The organism is Actinosynnema sp. NPDC020468, assembly GCF_040642015.1.
Classification (GTDB): Bacteria; Actinomycetota; Actinomycetes; order Mycobacteriales; family Pseudonocardiaceae; genus Actinosynnema.
The window spans coordinates 1-14,163 of sequence record NZ_JBFAEO010000089.1; the positions used below are offsets into that span (position 1 = coordinate 1).

Genomic DNA, 14,163 nt, shown 5'->3' on the forward strand with positions numbered 1-14,163 from the left:
CGGGGGCCCGGTGTGGCGCCGGTGCGGCGGGGGAGGCCCGCCTGCTACCGGGGGGCGGTCCGCCCGCGCCCCCGGTCCACCCCGGGAGGTGGGCCGGTCACGGCGCGGGCGCCACGATCAGCGGCCACTCCTCGCCGGACAACGCGGTGTCGAGCGCCGACCCGGCCGACTCGCCGGGCGCGGCCACCAGCACGACCGTCTCGGCACCCGCCCGCGCGTACGCGACCGGGTCGACGCGGGTCGTCACGCTCAGCAGCACCGTCGGCCCGGTCTCCCCCGCCAGCACGACGTCGAGCGTCAGCACGTCGCCCACCACCCGCCGGTCGACCCAGCCGTCGGTCTGCACCAGGTACAGGCACTCGTCGCCCTCGTACCCGCGCGCGCCCAACCCGGCGACGGCCCGCTCCTGCGGCGTGCCCTCCTGATCGACCACGAGCACCACCGCGGTCCCCTCCGAGTCGAACCCGTCGGTCAGCACCACCGTCGCCACGTCACTCCCACCCCTGGCGGAACTTGTCGATCACCCGGCGTTCCCGCTTGGTCGGCCGCCCCGCGCCGCGCTCGCGCCGGGCCACCGGCGCCACCGGGTCCGGCGGTGGCGGCGGGGTGCGGTCGATGAAGCACGTGGCCGCGTCCGCCGCGCCCACCCGCTTCTGGATCACCCGCACCACCTCGAGCACCTTGGTCGTGTCACCGACCCTGGCCCGCACCTCGTCGCCCGGCGACACGGTGGTCGCGGGCTTGGCGGGCTTGTCGTTGATCCGCACGTGACCGCCCCGGCACGCCGCGGCGGCGTCCGGGCGGGTCTTGGTCAACCGGACCGCCCACAACCAGCGGTCCACACGGGTGGACTCCACAGCCGTACATCATTGCCCACCCCACCGACACTGTCCGTTCGGCACCGGGAACCCGACGCGCGGGTGAACGCGGAGTGGGCCGGGCCGACGATCCGGGCCTCTTCTGCGGGCCGGTGGGTGCGTCCGGCCACCTTGGGGCACCGGCGGGCTCTAGGGTCGTCCCGTGCCCATCACATTCGACACGGCCGGTCTGCGCCGGCACGACCAGAACACGTGGTTCCACGACGCGACCGGCGACCGGATCACTGTGGTGTACCAGGATCACGCCGCGGACCTGCCCGCGCCGCTGGAGGACCCGGTCCGGCTCCGGCACGGGCTCGCGCTGCGGGCCGCCGAGACCGGGTGCCTGGTCGAGGCGCACGTGGTGGTGGTGTCCGGGACACCGGCGCTGTTGCGGATCGTGAAGGCGCCGCTGCCCGACCAGCCGGCGGGTCAGGTGTTCGTCGCCGACCTGACCGTGCCGCGGGCGACCGGCACCGCGGTGCTGACGCTGCACGCCGCCGAACGCGGTGTCACCGGCGCGCGCGAGGCCGCGTTGATGGCGCAGCTCGGCGTCGACCGGTGGCTGCTGCCGCACCCGTACGCGCCGGAGGCCCAGAGCCGGCTGCCCTACCACGCCGGTGACGACGCGCGCTTCGACCCGCAGTTCCCCGACCACCCGCTGACCAGGGTCCGGGCGTGGGCGCACCACGCCGTCCGCACCGCGCAACTCGACCCGAGGTTCGCCGCGCAGCCGCCGTTCACGCCCAGACCACCCGAGGAGCCGGTGACCAAGGTGATCACGTCCGACGCGCACCGCGCCACCCCGCCGTCCGGTCCCGTTCCGGTCACGCCGTACCGGGCCGAGGAGGCCGTCACCACGGCCCTGCCGACCCCGCGCACCGGGATCCCGGTGGTGGCCGGACTGCCGATCGGCGAGCACCTCGCGCTGTGGCACGACGGCAAGGTCGGGTTCTGGCGGGTGGCCGACCCGGACGCGCTGCTCGCCGCGCTCGGCACCGGCGCGCTGGAGCGGATGGTGGTGGCGGACAACAGGTTCCGCGACGTGCTGGGGTTCGCCGAGAACGCCGTGACGCTGCCGGACGGGCGGACCGTCGTGCTGACCCGGGTCAGCGAGCAGGACGCGGTCGAGGCCGTCACGCCGGAGGCCGTGCGCCGGGCGTTCGGCTGGATCGGCTGGGCGAACGCGGCGGCGGCCGACCGCGGCGAGTACCTCGTGGTGGAGCCGGGCGAGCACACGGGGTTCACCGACCCGTACGTGCTGCTGATGGTGCGGCAGCAGGAGGGCGGGCCGGTGGCGGTCGCCCAGACCTCGCCGGCGCCCGCGGCCGGGATGCCGTACTGGCAGGGCACGTCGTCGCTGAGCGCACCGGCCACGCCGGAGTCGGTGGGCGCGGGCGGCACGCTCGCCCTGTACGCGTTCGACGCGTGGGACGTCCACCCGCTGCGGCTGTGCCTGACCTACGGCCCGGTCTCGCACCTGGTCCCGGACTAGCGATGTGGTCGCCGGGGCGGGCTTCCCCTCCGGATCGACCGACGGCCGCGGGCGGGACGACACCGGTCCCGCCCGGGCCTGGCACCGGTTTTCCGGCGCGCTTGCCGGACTACGTCCTCACGTCAGGACCTCGGCGATCGGCCGACCGTCCAGGTCGACGCCAACGCGAGCAGCCGTTCGGCGAGCGCGTCGGTGCCGCAGTACTCGGGATCGAGGCCGAAGTGGTCTTCGACCTCGTACCAGAGGTACTCCGACAACGATGCGCGCGTCGCGCCGCGGGTGAGTCTGTCCCAGAGCGGGACGAGCAGGCAGTCGTACTCGTCGTCGACCAGCTCGGCGACCCCGAGCGGGTCCCACCGGTTGAGCAGATGGCGCAGATTGGCCTGACGGAATTCGTCCTCGGGCATTTCGGTCATGGAGCGCGCCGTGACGTGGCGCCGCCGGTGAGTGGGAGTGCCCGGCCACGGTATTGACGATCATGCCCGGCGTCAACATCGCCGACCGTCCGCGTGACGGCGGGAGACCTCCCGTCGCGGACGCCGACCCGCGGCTCGTTCATCGACACCCTGCTTCGCGACGAACTCCTGCCGGCCAAGAGGTCGGACGAGGCCATGGTGCTGCTGGACGACATCGTGGACGGGATCGCCGCGCTGTGACCCGCCGGGCAAATGTGGTACGGTCGTACCAAGTCCACCACCGGACTGCGGACGAGGGCACCCAGTACCCGCTCAGCGACAAGACTGGCGTGGACGAGGTGTGTCGTGTCCTGGTCGGTGTTGATCCTGTCGGGCGTGCTGGAGGCCGTGTGGGCCACCGCGCTGGCCCAGTCCCGCGGTTTCCGGAAACCCCTGCCCACCACCGTGTTCGCCGTCGCGTTCGTGGCGAGCATGGCCGGGTTGGCGGTGGCGATGCGCGACCTGCCGACCGGCACCGCCTACGCGGTGTGGGTCGGGGTCGGCGCGGTGCTGACCGCCGGCTGGTCGCTCGCGCGCGGCCACGAGCCGCTCGACGTCCGGCGGGTGCTGCTGCTCGTGGCGTTGATCGGGTGTGTCCTGGGTTTGAAGGCGGTGAGTTGACGTGCACTGGGCGATCCTGATCGGCAGCGCGGTCCTGGAGGCCGTGTGGGCGACCGCGCTCGGGCGGTCGGACGGGTTCACCGAGCCCGTGCCGACCGCGGTGTTCCTGGTCGCGGCGGTGGCGAGCCTCGGTGGGCTGGCCGTCGCGGTGAAGCGGATCCCGGTGGGCGTCGGCTACGCGGTGTGGGTCGGCATCGGCGCGGCGCTGACCGTCGGCGTCGCGATGCTGTCCGGCGACGAGCCCGTGTCGGTGGCGAAACTGGCGTTCCTGGCCGGGATCGTGGCGTGCGTGGCCGGGTTGAAGGCCACCGCCGTCACGGGCGGACCAGCGCGGCGGTGATGCGGTCCAACGCGGCCAGGTCGTCCGGGTCCAGCGTGAGCAGGCCGGCGGGCGGCCTGGCCAGGATCGCCTCGGCCTCCGCCGCGACCCGCGCGCCCTCCTCGGTCAGCGCGACGATCTTGGAGCGGCGGTCCTCCGGGTGCGGGGTGCGGACCACGTAGCCGCGCTTCTCCAGGTCGTCCACCAACAACGTCAGGTACGGCTTCTCGGTGGACAGCCGCGCGGCCAACTCGCGCATCGGCAGCGGGCCGCGCAGGAGCCGGCGCAGCGCCCGGGCGCGGAAGAAGCTCAGGCCGAGGACCTCCGCCGTCTCGCGGCGGCGATCCTCCTTCTCCAGCACCAGGACGCGCATCGCCTTCCACACCCGCGCGGCGGCGTCGTCCTGCGGTTGCTCGGTCATGGGGTGTCCGCCGTTCTCGATCATGGGCCGTCGTGCAGGCGTGCCGCCGTGCGTTCGGCGGTGCCCGCGGCCCAGCGGCCGGTGGTGAGGATACCGAGCAGCAGCACCGCGACTCCGCACCCCGCCGCGACCCACCACCCGACCCGGCTCGCGACCGCGAAGTCCGCGTCCGCCGACAGCACGAGCGAGCCGATCACGGCCACGCCCAGCGACTGGCCGACCTGGCGGCTGGTCGAGGCGACCGCAGCGGCGACACCGGCCTGCGCGCGCGGCATGCCCGAGACGGCGGCGTTGGTGATCGGCGCGTTGACCATGCCGAACCCGAGTCCGAACAGGACGTAGGCGATCATCAGCTGCCACACCGGTGTCGTGTCGGTCAGGCTGGTCAGCACCAGGGCGCTGGCGGTCATCGTGACGCCCGCGACGACCAGCGGCGCGCGCGGGCCGACGGTGCCGACGAGTCGGCCGGACAGCGGTGCGCAGACGATCGTCATGGTCGCCATGGGCAGCGTCAGCAGACCGGCGTGCAGGGCCGAGAAGCCGCGGACCTGTTGCAGGTACAGGGTGTTGAGGAACAGGAAGCCCGCCAGCGCGGCGAACGCCGAGATCGCGATCAGGGTCGCGCCGGCGAACGGGGCGCTGCGGAAGAACCGGGGGTTGATCAGCGGTTCGGGGCGGCGCAGCTCGTACGGGACGAGGGTGGCCAGCGCGGCCAGGGCGAGCGCGGCGCAGACCAGGGTTTGCGGTGAGGTCCAGCCGGTCGACGGCGCCTCGATGATGCCGTAGGTCAGGGCGAGCAGCAGGAGCATGACCAGCGCCTGGCCGATCGGGTCGAACGCGCGGGGTCGCGGCGCGCGCGACTCGGGGACGAACAGGGCGCAGAGCAGGAGCGCGGCGAGGCCGATGGGGATGTTGATCCAGAAGATCGAGCGCCAGCCGACCGATTCCACCAGCACGCCGCCGAGGACCGGGCCGAGCGCCATGCTGACGCCGATCACCGCGCTCCAGGCGCCGATGGCCCTGGCGCGTTCGCGCGGGTCGGTGAAGGTGTTGGTGATGATCGACATGGCGACGGGGTTGAGCATCGAGCCGCCGATCGCCTGGAGCACGCGGGCCGCGACCAGCCAACCCAGGTCGGGTGCGAGCGAGCAGACCAGCGAGCCGACGGTGAACAGCACGAGCCCGAGCTGGAACGTCCGCCGACGACCGAACCGGTCGCCGGTCGAGCCCGAGAGCATGAGCAGGCCGGCGAGCACGACGGTGTAGGCGTCGATGATCCACTGGAGGCCCGACAGGGTGGCGTCGAGGTCGCGCTGCATCGACGGCAGCGCGACGTTCACGATCGTGTTGTCCAACCCGACGATGAACAGGCTCAGACAGCAGATGGCGAGCACGAGCACCCGCCGCCGGGCACTGAGCACCGGCTTCACAGGGGCGAGCTTGGTTATAGTCACAGAACTATTCTAGGACTATAACCAATCCCTCGCCGCTGTGTCTCCCGACATACCCGCAGGTGTCACGTGTAGAAACGTAGTATCGCCCCATTGTTCAACAATCCTCGCATCGGACACGTCAACAACCTGCCGCCGGCGTCCTGGGCAGGCCCGAGCAGGGCAGGGGCGGACGGCGCAGGGCTGGGCGGAGCGGGCTTGGGCGAGGCCAGGCAGTGCAGCGCGGGCGGGGTGGAGTGGGCAGCGCGGGGACGGGGTGGCGTGGGTGGGGCTGAGCCTGGGCGGAGCTTGGACTGGGCAGGGAGCGTTCGCCTGTCGGCTTGTGTCGGCGTTTCCACCACCGAGGTGAGGCGGGTCCCGGCCCGGGTGTCACCCCGCTCCCCCTTCAGTACTCCTTACGGCGAACGCGGGCCGAGGGACGCCCGTCCCAAGTCGGCTCGCCCGGTACCCGAGGCGCCGAGCACGGTCGAGCCGACAGCCCGGAGCGGAAGTCCGGAGACCGGCCGCAAGTCCTCGGGAGTCACTCGGACGCGCCACCCGCCGCGCGGCGGAATCTCGTTGTGAGGCGGGCGAATGCCGACGCCAGCTCGCCCCCGTCGATCACCTCCAGGTCGACGTCGAGCTGGGCCATCCACAGCGCGAGCGCGTCCGGGCTGTCGGAGCCCACGTCGACCCGGCACGTGGCCTCGTCCACCACCTCGATGTCGACCGGGACGCGGATCTTCGCGGCGACCTCGGCCGCGGGAGCGTGGACGAGCACCCGGGCGCGGTACTTCCAGGCGCCCTTGCTGATGCGTCCGAGGACGTACTCGACCACGTCGTCCGCCGGCAGCGCGCGCGGCCGGAACCGGGCACCCGTCGGTGCGCGCGGCACCATCCGGTCGACGCGGAACACCCGCCAGTCGGCGCGGTCGAGGTCCCACGCGAGCAGGTACCAGAACGCGCCCCAGGCCACCAGCCGCCGCGGTTCGGCGTGGCGCGACTCCTGCGCTCCCCCGGGCTTGGCGTACCCGAACCGGAGCCGTTCGTGGGCGCGGATCGCGGCGGCGACCGCGCCGAGCGCCGCGAGGTCGAGCGGCGGCTCGGCGCCCGGGACCACGCTCGTCGCCTCGCGCACCGCCTCCACCCGTCGACGCAGCCGTGCCGGCAGCACCTGCTCCAGCTTCGCGAGCGCGGTGAGCGAGGTCTCCTCGACGCCGAGCCGCCGGGTCGCGACCGCGCCCAGCCCGACCGCGACGGCCACGGCCTCGTCGTCGTCCAGCAGCAGCGGGGGCATCGCCGTCCCGGCGGCCAGCCGGTACCCGCCCGCGACGCCGGGGCGCGCGTCGACCGGGTACCCGAGCGACCGCAGCTTGCCGATGTCGGCGCGCACGGTCCGGGTGCTCACGTCGAGCCGGTCGGCGAGCTCGGTGCTCGTCCAGTCGCGCTTGAGCTGGAGCAGCGACAGCAGTTCCAGCAGCCGGGCCGAGGTTTCCAACACCGTGACGATCCTGCCGGCAATTGCGGAAGGGATCCTGCCGCATTGGGTGAAACCGTCCACCTCATGACCGAGAACACCGCACTCACCCCGTTCCGCGTCGACATCCCCCAGGCGGACGTCGAGGACCTGCGCGACCGGCTGGCTCGCACGCGCCGGCCGATCCCCGTGCCGGGTCGGGACGATCGCGCCGACTTCAGCCGCGGCATCCCGCCGGTGTACCTGGACGAGCTCGCCGAGTACTGGCGCGACGGGTTCGACTGGCGCGCGCAGGAGGCGAAGCTCAACGAGCACGAGCAGTTCACGACGGACGTCGACGGCCAGCAGTTCCACCTCGTGCACGCCCGATCGGCGAACCCCCGGGCCACCCCGCTGCTCCTCAACCACGGCTGGCCGGGGTCCTTCGTGGAGTACCAGCGCCTCATCCCGCTGCTGACCGACGAGTTCCACGTGGTCGTCCCGTCGCCGCCCGGCTTCGGGTTCTCCACCCCGCTGTCGGCTACCGGCTGGGAGCTGGCGCGGACGACGGAGGCGTACGCCGAGATCATGACGCGCCTGGGTTACCAGCGGTTCGCGGCACACGGCACCGACATGGGCACCGGCACCGTCGGCCGCCTCGCGGCGCTGCACCCGGAGCGCGTCATCGGCACGCACTTCGGCGTCGACCCGCGGTTGCTCGGGTTGGTCGGCACCAAGTTCCCCTACCCCGCCGACCTGTCCGCCGACGAGATCGCCGAGATCGAGGCGGTGCGCGCCGAGGGCGCGTCCGACCTCGGGTACCTCCTGATGCACAACCACCGTCCCGACACGATCGGCGCGGCGCTCACCGACTCGCCGGTCGGGCTGCTCGCGTGGATCGCCGAGAAGTTCAAGTCCCTGTCCGCGGGCGACCACCGGACGCCGGACGAGACGGTCGACCGCGACCAGCTCCTGACGAACATCAGCCTGTACTGGTTCACCCGCGGCGGCGAGTCGAGCGCGCAGTTCTACTACGAGGCCGAGCACTCCGGGGTCGACCTGCTCATGGGCTTCGGCGTGCCGACCGGATGGGCCGTCTTCGACGCCAACCCGCTCGTGCGCCGCGCGATGGACCCGGGCAACGCGATCGGCCACTGGAGCGAGTTCGCCGAGGGCGGCCACTTCCCCGCGATGGAGGAGCCGGAGCTGCTCGCGGACGACATCCGCGCCTTCTTCCGCAGCCTTTCCTGACCCCGTGCCGGGACCGGCCGGACCCGCTCGAGGTCCGACCGGTCCCGGCTCGGCCCTCGCCGGAAGGTGACCGCGGGGGCTGACGACTCACGCCCCGATCCCCCGCACCGCGACCACGACGAGCACGCAGACCAGGGCCAGGCCGGAGAGGGCCGCGCGCAGCAGGTTCCACGCCACCCACGGCCCCTCGTAGGTCGCGCGCACCGCGGCCGGATCGGCGGCGTCAGCGCGAACGCCGCCCCGGAGAGCACCAGCGCCGCGCCCGCCCACGGCAGCACCCGGCGCGACCCGCGGCGGACGTGCGGCACGACCGCCAACGCCGTCACCACCAGCGCGCCGAAGAGGCTCGGCGCGAAGGCGACGTTGCGCACCACGGCGTTGATCCCGCGACGACCGACCCCGCACCGGCCGCGCTGGTCCTGCGGCACGGCAGGCACACCACCGGCCCGCTGATCGAGTCCTCCCTGGCGGTCGACGGCACCCCGGACCCGCTGGCCGCGTTCCGGCTGCGGTACGGACTGGTGATCGCCGACCACCGGATCCGCACCACGACGCGACGGTCGCCGCGGACTACTACCTCCGGCTCATGAATCCGGCCCGGTGACCGCCCTACAGTGGGTGGGTGATCGACTACGAGTGGCGAACGCAGGTGAACGGGCCCGGTCGCGTGCGCGCCGGGTCGATCGCGCGGTGACCGGGCTGGTGGTGACCGCGGTGGACGGCGCGGCCGACGTGCTGGCCGCCGCGACGATCTGGGCGCGGGCGACCGCGTGCCGGGACGGCGACCCGGAACCCGCGCCCGGCGAGGCGGCCGTGCCGGGGTTGCTCAAGCGGCTGGACGTCGTCGGCGCGCGCCTCGTGCTGGCCAGGGTGGACGGCCGTCCGGTCGGTTTCACGCTGGTGGCGCCGAGGGCGGACGCGCTGGAGGTCTGGTACGTCGGCGTGGACCCCGACGCGTGGGGCGGCGGCGTGGCGCGCCGACTGCTGAGGACCGCCGAGGACCACGCCCGCGAAACCGGTCACGAGGAGCTGCGGCTGTGGGTGATCGCGGACAACGCGCGGGCGATCCGGGTGTACGAGAGCGCCGGGTGGGTCGGCACGGACGAGGTCGCGCACAACCCGCGGTCGGGCCGGCTCGAACGGCGGTTCGTCCGCCGGGTGCGCACGGGATGATCACCACCCGGCCGGCGTGCGGGCGTCGGCCGGGTGCGAGGATCCGCGGGTGTTCTCCGGCGACTTCGAGATCCACCTGACCTGTTCCGAGTGGAACGCCGACCGGCTGGCCGAGTTCGCCGGGCGCAACGGGCTGAAGTTCAGCCACATCCGGCTCGACCGGGGCGCGACGCCCTCGCAGCCGATGCTGACCATCCCGGGCAGCGGGACGCTGGACGACCTGCGCGCGCTCGCCCTCCGGTGGCGCGCCGAGCTGATCGCTTCCGAGCTGCGGCCGGTGCGCACGAAGATCGAGGCCGCGCCGGGCAACGAGGGCGTGCCGCGGTCGGACGACGAGGCCGACCCCGAGCTGTACTTCGAGCACCACGCGAAGGTGCTGCTGCCGGCCGGTGACGTGCGCACGCTGGTCGCGTTGGGCGACGCGGTGCACGGGCACGGCGCGCGGGCTTCGCGCAACGCCCGGCGGCGGCGCGAGGACGGCCGCGAGGAGCGGTTCGTCACGCAGCGGTGCCACGGCGTCGGTCGGCCGACCGCGCGGGCCCGGCTGGACGACCTGCTCGCGGCGCTGCGGGACGGCGGGTTCGAGGTGCTGGAGGTGGAGGAGGAGTACGTCGTCCACGACGACGCGCTCAGCCTCGACCGCGGTTGGCTGACGAGCTGGAGCGGCGCGACGGGCGAACGCGAGGGCCGGATGCGGACCGCGCCCGCGGGCGAACCCGGCTACCCCGCCACCTACCGCCCGCTCGTCACCGCGCCGGACGCCGGCATCACGCAGCGCGCCACGTTCGACCCGGCCCTCCTGCACTTCCGGAACGCCTACCGCGCGGGCGAACCGGTCTTCGAGGACGCCACCGAGGGCCACCGCTGGCACGCCGCCCGCGAGGCCGCGATGGCGCACCTGCTCGCGGTCGTGGCCGGCTCGCCGTGGGCGGGGAACCTGGTGCTGCGCGGCAGCGTCGTGCTGCGGGCGTGGCTCGGCGAGGCGGCCCGCGCCCCGGGCGACCTGGACTTCGTGGTGGTACCGGCCGACTTCGCGTTCGAGGGCCCGGAGGCGAAGTCGATGCTGGACGGTCTGATCGCCGCCGCGGCCGCCACCCCGGGTGCCGGCCTGCGCCCGGAAGACGTGGTCTCCGAACACATCTGGACCTACGAACGGGTACCGGGCCGCCGCCTGCTGTTCCCGTTCGACGTCGAGGGCCTGCCCTCGGGCACGGTCCAGGTCGACCTGGTGTTCAACGAGAAGCTGCCCGAACCCCCGATCCCGGTCGCCGTCCCCCCGTTGGGCACCTCGGTGCTCGCCGCGTCGCCGAGCCTGTCCCTGGCGTGGAAACTCCAGTGGCTGTTGACCGACCTGCACCCCCAGGGCAAGGACCTCTACGACGCGACCCTGCTGGCCGAGCACACCACCGTGCCCCTGGACCTGGTCCGCGCCCTGCTCGGGCCGGAGTACGGCGCCCGGGCGGCCGACTACACCCCCGAGTGGTTCCTGTCCCTGAAGGTCGACTGGCCCAACTTCCGCGACGACCACCCCACCGTGACCGGCGAGGCCGACGACTGGCTCCGCCGACTCGCCCTCGCCCTGGACCGGTGATCAGGCGTCCGGCCCGGACCTCGCCTCGGTCAGGACGGCGGTCACCGCCCGGGTCACCGCGCGGTCGCCGAGCAGATCGGTGTTGTCGGCGAACTGGTCGACGGCGCCGGTGAGCGGGAGTGCGCGGACCTCGGGATCCTCCACGCCCGCGAGGAGCGCCTGGCCGAACCGCTCGGCGCGCAGGACCCGGTACGGCCTGGCGTGGTAGGGGCGGGTGGCCGGGTCGAGCCGCTCGGTCAGTCCGAGGTCGTTGTGCCGCACGGCGATGGCCGAGTACGCCGCGGCGAGGTGCTCCTCCCGCCGGTGCCACGAGGTGGCGGCGAGCGCGCCGGTCAGCGCCGGCGTGACCTCGGCCGCGAACGGGAGTCGGGCGAAGGCGCGGCCGAGCCACTTGCCGTAGGGCGGGTAGCGGCGGTGCAGGAGCAGGCTCAGCCGCATGAGGTCGCGGACCAGCCGGGCGGCGACGACGGCGGAGCCGAGTTCGTCGCCGACCTCTCCGCACCGCCCGACGAACGCCTCCTCCTGGGAGATCCGCTGCCACTGGCAGGCGAGCACGTGGCGCCAGAGCTGGTCGGGGTACCAGGCGAGCCGGGTTCGGGCGGCGGTGAGGTCACCCGCGTGGTCGTGGAAGACCGCGCCCGCGGTGAACTCGGCCAGGGTGTGGGTGGGGGTGGCGAGCCAGTCGCGGATGGCGACGCCGGCGCGCGGGTCGAACCCCAGGTGCCGGGTGAGCCACGCGCCGAGGCTGGTGACGTCGACGCGGTGGGACACCGGCCCGTCGGTCAACGCCATGTGGCGCACGTGGTCGTTCCCACCGGGGGCGAAGTTCGTCGGGTAGCCGTGGAACGTCTTGGGCAGTTCGTCGCCCAGTACCGCGACGAGGTCGTCCGCGTGCCGGTCCGCGTCGTCGGGGCGCAGGAACAGCTGGAGGCGCGGACCCCACTCGTGATCGGCGGAGCGGGCGGTGTCGAACCCGAGGACCTCCGAGCCGGCGCCGATCCGCGCGGCGGTGTGGGGCAGGTCCCCGAAGTGCGCGTGGATCAGCGGCCGCACCGCCTCGTGGTAGAAGCGCCGCGACAGTTCCAGTCCGGGGACGAACGAGTGGTCCACGGGTGGCATCGTGCCGTGCGCGGCGGGCGGGCCGCGACCGGATATCGCCGACGTCGGCCGACCGGAACCGAGATGGGTGGACCGGACTGCGTCGGCCGCGACGCGGCACCTCGACGCGGTCGCGCGCCAGGCCGGATCCGCTCGGTGGCGCGGCCGCGTGGCGTGCTCGTCGTGCGGACCGCCGACCACCGGTCGCCGGCGCGCGTGAACGCGAAGCCCCGCTGCGGCCAAACACCGGTGTGATGACTGTGGTCGACCAGAACCCGCCGGAGGCCTCACCGGGGCCACCGCGCACAGCGGCGGACTTCCAGGCGTTGTTCAGCGCGCACGCCGACGAACTGCACCGGTACCTGTCGCGGTGGGCGCCGGAGGCGGCCGACGACCTCGTCGGCGACGTCTTCGTGGCGGCGATCCGGGGGCGTGCCGGGTACGACCCGGCGCGGGCCGCGGTGCGGCCGTGGCTGTACGGGATCGCGACGAACGTCGTGCGGACGCACCTGAGGTCACGGCGGCGGGAGCGGAGCGCGACCGCTCGGGTCGCGCCGCCCGGGCACGCCGACAGCCACGAGAACCGGGTGGTGGACCAGGTCGACGCGCAGGTCCGGGCCCGGCGGCTCGCCCGGGCGCTCGAGGACCTGGCGCCGCGCGACCGGGACGTGCTGCTGCTGACGAGTTGGGCGGGCATGGACTCGACCGAGGTCGCCCAGGCCCTGGACATCCCGGTCGGCACCGTCCGCTCCCGCCTGCACCGCGTCCGCCGCCACCTGCGGGCCGCGTGCCCGCTCATCGACCTCGAGGGGACCGACCATGCCTGAGCTGTGGACCGACGGTGAGCTGGACCGGGCGCTCGCCGACCAGCCGGCGGGACCGGAGTTCGGCGCGGCCGCCCGGGCCAGGGCGGTGGCGAGGATGGACGAGGCCTTCGCGGAACCGTCGTCGCGCCGGCACCGGTGGGTGGCCGCGGCCGCGGTGGTGACCCTCGTCGTCGGCGGGATGTTCGCGGTGCGGGCGCTGGACCACCCGCCGGCCGCCGGTGCGGCGGCCTCCCTGGAGCAGGCCGCCGAGGGTGCCCGGAAGTCGCCGGACGACCCGCTCGCCGCCGGCGAGTACCACTACCTGGCCCGGCACTCCTGGGACCTGGCGAGCGGCCGGACCCGCGCCGGCGCGCCGCTGGGCGTCCTGGTGCACGAGGTGCGCCGGACGTGGATCCCGGGCGACCGCTCGGCCGAGTGGCTGGAACGATCGTCCACTGTGGACTGGAAGTGGGTGCTGGGCAGCCAGGAGCAGGCCGAGACCGAGGGTGACGACGGCCTCCTGGGCGCACTCCACCGGACCACGGGCGAACGCAAGGGCCCGTGCGGCGACTTCCCCGGCGACAACGGCGAACTGGGCGGAACCCCGGACGACGGCACACCGTGCGCCGAGCGCCAGGGCAGCTGGCACGACCCCGCGCCGCCCTTCCTGGCCGCCCTGCCGCTCGACCCGGACGCCCTCTACTCGCAACTCGACTCCGCGGCACACGGGAACGCGGCCGAGGCGTTGTCCCTGTCCGCCGGCGTCCTGAGCGCACCCGACGCCTCGCCCGCGCTCCGCGCCGCCCTCTACCGGGCCCTGATCCGCCTGCCGACCCTGGAGATCACCGAGAACGCCGCCGACCTCGACGGCCGGACCGGCGTGGCGCTCGGGGTGCTCGACAACCCCGCCGCGCCACGCCTGCGGTTCGACATCGTCGTGGACCCGACGACCGGGCGGTTCATCGGCAACCGCACCGTCCTGGCCGGGCCCGGCGTCGACCGCTACGCGGGCCTCCCCGCCGGCACGGCGATCGAGTTCTCCTCGTTCGTCACGGCCACCGTCCGGGCGGTGGGCGTCGAGCCCTGACCCGGTGTGGGGGGGGGGGGGCCCGCCCGCCCGCCACCAGCGGGGGGAGGGGGTGGGCGCGCCCGGGCGCGGCGGCGGCCCCGGTGGGGAGGGGCGGGGGGGC

The 14,163-nt window shown here is 74.1% G+C and carries 17 protein-coding genes and 1 riboswitch; of the genes, 10 read left to right on the forward strand and 7 right to left on the reverse strand.

Annotation, left to right across the window (positions count from 1 at the left end):
* Positions 1–97: 97 nt before the first annotated feature.
* A complete protein-coding gene (locus AB0G50_RS35130) occupies positions 98–490 on the reverse strand; it encodes a hypothetical protein (protein WP_360118161.1) in 393 nt (130 codons plus the stop codon).
* Between the two features lies 1 nt (position 491).
* Positions 492–857, reverse strand: coding sequence for a S4 domain-containing protein (locus tag AB0G50_RS35135; protein WP_360118164.1), 366 nt, complete (start codon positions 855–857; stop codon positions 492–494).
* Between the two features lie 163 nt (positions 858–1,020).
* Between AB0G50_RS35135 and AB0G50_RS35140 the strand changes: the two genes are divergently transcribed.
* Positions 1,021–2,352 carry a hypothetical protein gene (locus AB0G50_RS35140; RefSeq protein ID WP_360118167.1) on the forward strand — a complete coding sequence of 444 codons (1,332 nt, stop codon included), beginning with the start codon at positions 1,021–1,023 and terminating at the stop codon, positions 2,350–2,352.
* Between the two features lie 122 nt (positions 2,353–2,474).
* On the opposite strand, the gene AB0G50_RS35145 is transcribed toward AB0G50_RS35140, so the two are convergent.
* Complete coding sequence (locus AB0G50_RS35145) at positions 2,475–2,759, reverse strand: hypothetical protein (protein ID WP_360118170.1); 285 nt, start codon at positions 2,757–2,759, stop codon at positions 2,475–2,477.
* A 102-nt stretch (positions 2,760–2,861) separates the two neighbouring features.
* On the opposite strand from AB0G50_RS35145, the gene AB0G50_RS35150 reads away from it, so the two are divergent.
* The 3 genes from AB0G50_RS35150 to AB0G50_RS35160 all read left to right on the forward strand — a co-directional run bounded on the left by AB0G50_RS35150 (position 2,862) and on the right by AB0G50_RS35160 (position 3,768).
* Positions 2,862–3,008, forward strand: coding sequence for a hypothetical protein (locus tag AB0G50_RS35150; RefSeq protein WP_360118173.1), 147 nt, complete (start codon positions 2,862–2,864; stop codon positions 3,006–3,008).
* Between the two features lie 27 nt (positions 3,009–3,035).
* Positions 3,036–3,100, forward strand: a riboswitch (guanidine-III (ykkC-III) riboswitch).
* A 13-nt stretch (positions 3,101–3,113) separates the two neighbouring features.
* Positions 3,114–3,428 (forward strand): multidrug efflux SMR transporter, encoded by a 315-nt coding sequence (locus AB0G50_RS35155; RefSeq protein ID WP_360118176.1) that lies wholly within the window; start codon positions 3,114–3,116, stop codon positions 3,426–3,428.
* Position 3,429: 1 nt separating this feature from the next.
* Positions 3,430–3,768 (forward strand): multidrug efflux SMR transporter, encoded by a 339-nt coding sequence (locus tag AB0G50_RS35160; RefSeq protein WP_360118179.1) that lies wholly within the window; start codon positions 3,430–3,432, stop codon positions 3,766–3,768.
* Here AB0G50_RS35160 and AB0G50_RS35165 read toward each other — a convergent pair.
* From AB0G50_RS35165 to AB0G50_RS35175, 3 genes are all read right to left on the reverse strand, one after another.
* On the reverse strand, positions 3,743–4,168 hold the full coding sequence (locus tag AB0G50_RS35165; RefSeq protein ID WP_360118182.1) for a MarR family transcriptional regulator: 426 nt from the start codon (positions 4,166–4,168) through the stop codon (positions 3,743–3,745). The two genes, AB0G50_RS35160 and AB0G50_RS35165, sit on opposite strands and share 26 nt — an antisense overlap.
* 20 nt (positions 4,169–4,188) lie before the next feature.
* On the reverse strand, positions 4,189–5,598 hold the full coding sequence (locus AB0G50_RS35170) for an MFS transporter (protein WP_360118185.1): 1,410 nt from the start codon (positions 5,596–5,598) through the stop codon (positions 4,189–4,191).
* A gap of 541 nt (positions 5,599–6,139) precedes the next feature.
* Positions 6,140–7,099, reverse strand: a complete 960-nt coding sequence (locus tag AB0G50_RS35175) for a WYL domain-containing protein (protein WP_360118188.1) — start codon at positions 7,097–7,099, stop codon at positions 6,140–6,142.
* Positions 7,100–7,162: 63 nt separating this feature from the next.
* Between AB0G50_RS35175 and AB0G50_RS35180 the strand changes: the two genes are divergently transcribed.
* From AB0G50_RS35180 to AB0G50_RS35195, 4 genes are all read left to right on the forward strand, one after another.
* Complete coding sequence (locus AB0G50_RS35180; RefSeq protein ID WP_360118191.1) at positions 7,163–8,305, forward strand: epoxide hydrolase family protein; 1,143 nt, start codon at positions 7,163–7,165, stop codon at positions 8,303–8,305.
* A 299-nt stretch (positions 8,306–8,604) separates the two neighbouring features.
* A complete protein-coding gene (locus AB0G50_RS35185; protein ID WP_360118194.1) occupies positions 8,605–8,895 on the forward strand; it encodes a hypothetical protein in 291 nt (96 codons plus the stop codon).
* 46 nt (positions 8,896–8,941) lie between these two features.
* The gene (locus AB0G50_RS35190) at positions 8,942–9,478 is read left to right on the forward strand and encodes a GNAT family N-acetyltransferase (protein WP_360118197.1); all 537 of its coding nucleotides are present in this window, start codon (positions 8,942–8,944) and stop codon (positions 9,476–9,478) included.
* Positions 9,479–9,527: 49 nt separating this feature from the next.
* Positions 9,528–11,069 (forward strand): nucleotidyl transferase AbiEii/AbiGii toxin family protein, encoded by a 1,542-nt coding sequence (locus AB0G50_RS35195; protein ID WP_360118200.1) that lies wholly within the window; start codon positions 9,528–9,530, stop codon positions 11,067–11,069.
* Here the strand turns inward: AB0G50_RS35195 and AB0G50_RS35200 are convergent, their stop codons facing one another.
* The gene (locus AB0G50_RS35200) at positions 11,070–12,179 is read right to left on the reverse strand and encodes a DUF4037 domain-containing protein (protein WP_360118203.1); all 1,110 of its coding nucleotides are present in this window, start codon (positions 12,177–12,179) and stop codon (positions 11,070–11,072) included.
* Between the two features lie 242 nt (positions 12,180–12,421).
* On the opposite strand from AB0G50_RS35200, the gene AB0G50_RS35205 reads away from it, so the two are divergent.
* Both AB0G50_RS35205 and AB0G50_RS35210 read left to right on the forward strand, forming a co-directional pair.
* Positions 12,422–12,994 (forward strand): RNA polymerase sigma factor, encoded by a 573-nt coding sequence (locus AB0G50_RS35205; RefSeq protein ID WP_360118206.1) that lies wholly within the window; start codon positions 12,422–12,424, stop codon positions 12,992–12,994.
* On the forward strand, positions 12,987–14,060 hold the full coding sequence (locus AB0G50_RS35210; protein WP_360118209.1) for a CU044_5270 family protein: 1,074 nt from the start codon (positions 12,987–12,989) through the stop codon (positions 14,058–14,060). Before AB0G50_RS35205 ends, AB0G50_RS35210 begins: the two co-directional genes overlap by 8 nt.
* Positions 14,061–14,163: the final 103 nt, after the last annotated feature.

Coding starts and splice junctions, on each gene's coding strand:
- AB0G50_RS35145 (WP_360118170.1), bottom strand. CDS start 2,759: ATGCCCGAGGACGAATTCCGTCAGGCCAATCTGCGCCATCTGCTCAAC.
- AB0G50_RS35165 (WP_360118182.1), bottom strand. CDS start 4,168: ATGACCGAGCAACCGCAGGACGACGCCGCCGCGCGGGTGTGGAAGGCG.
- AB0G50_RS35180 (WP_360118191.1), top strand. CDS start 7,163: ATGACCGAGAACACCGCACTCACCCCGTTCCGCGTCGACATCCCCCAG.
- AB0G50_RS35205 (WP_360118206.1), top strand. CDS start 12,422: ATGACTGTGGTCGACCAGAACCCGCCGGAGGCCTCACCGGGGCCACCG.
- AB0G50_RS35210 (WP_360118209.1), top strand. CDS start 12,987: ATGCCTGAGCTGTGGACCGACGGTGAGCTGGACCGGGCGCTCGCCGAC.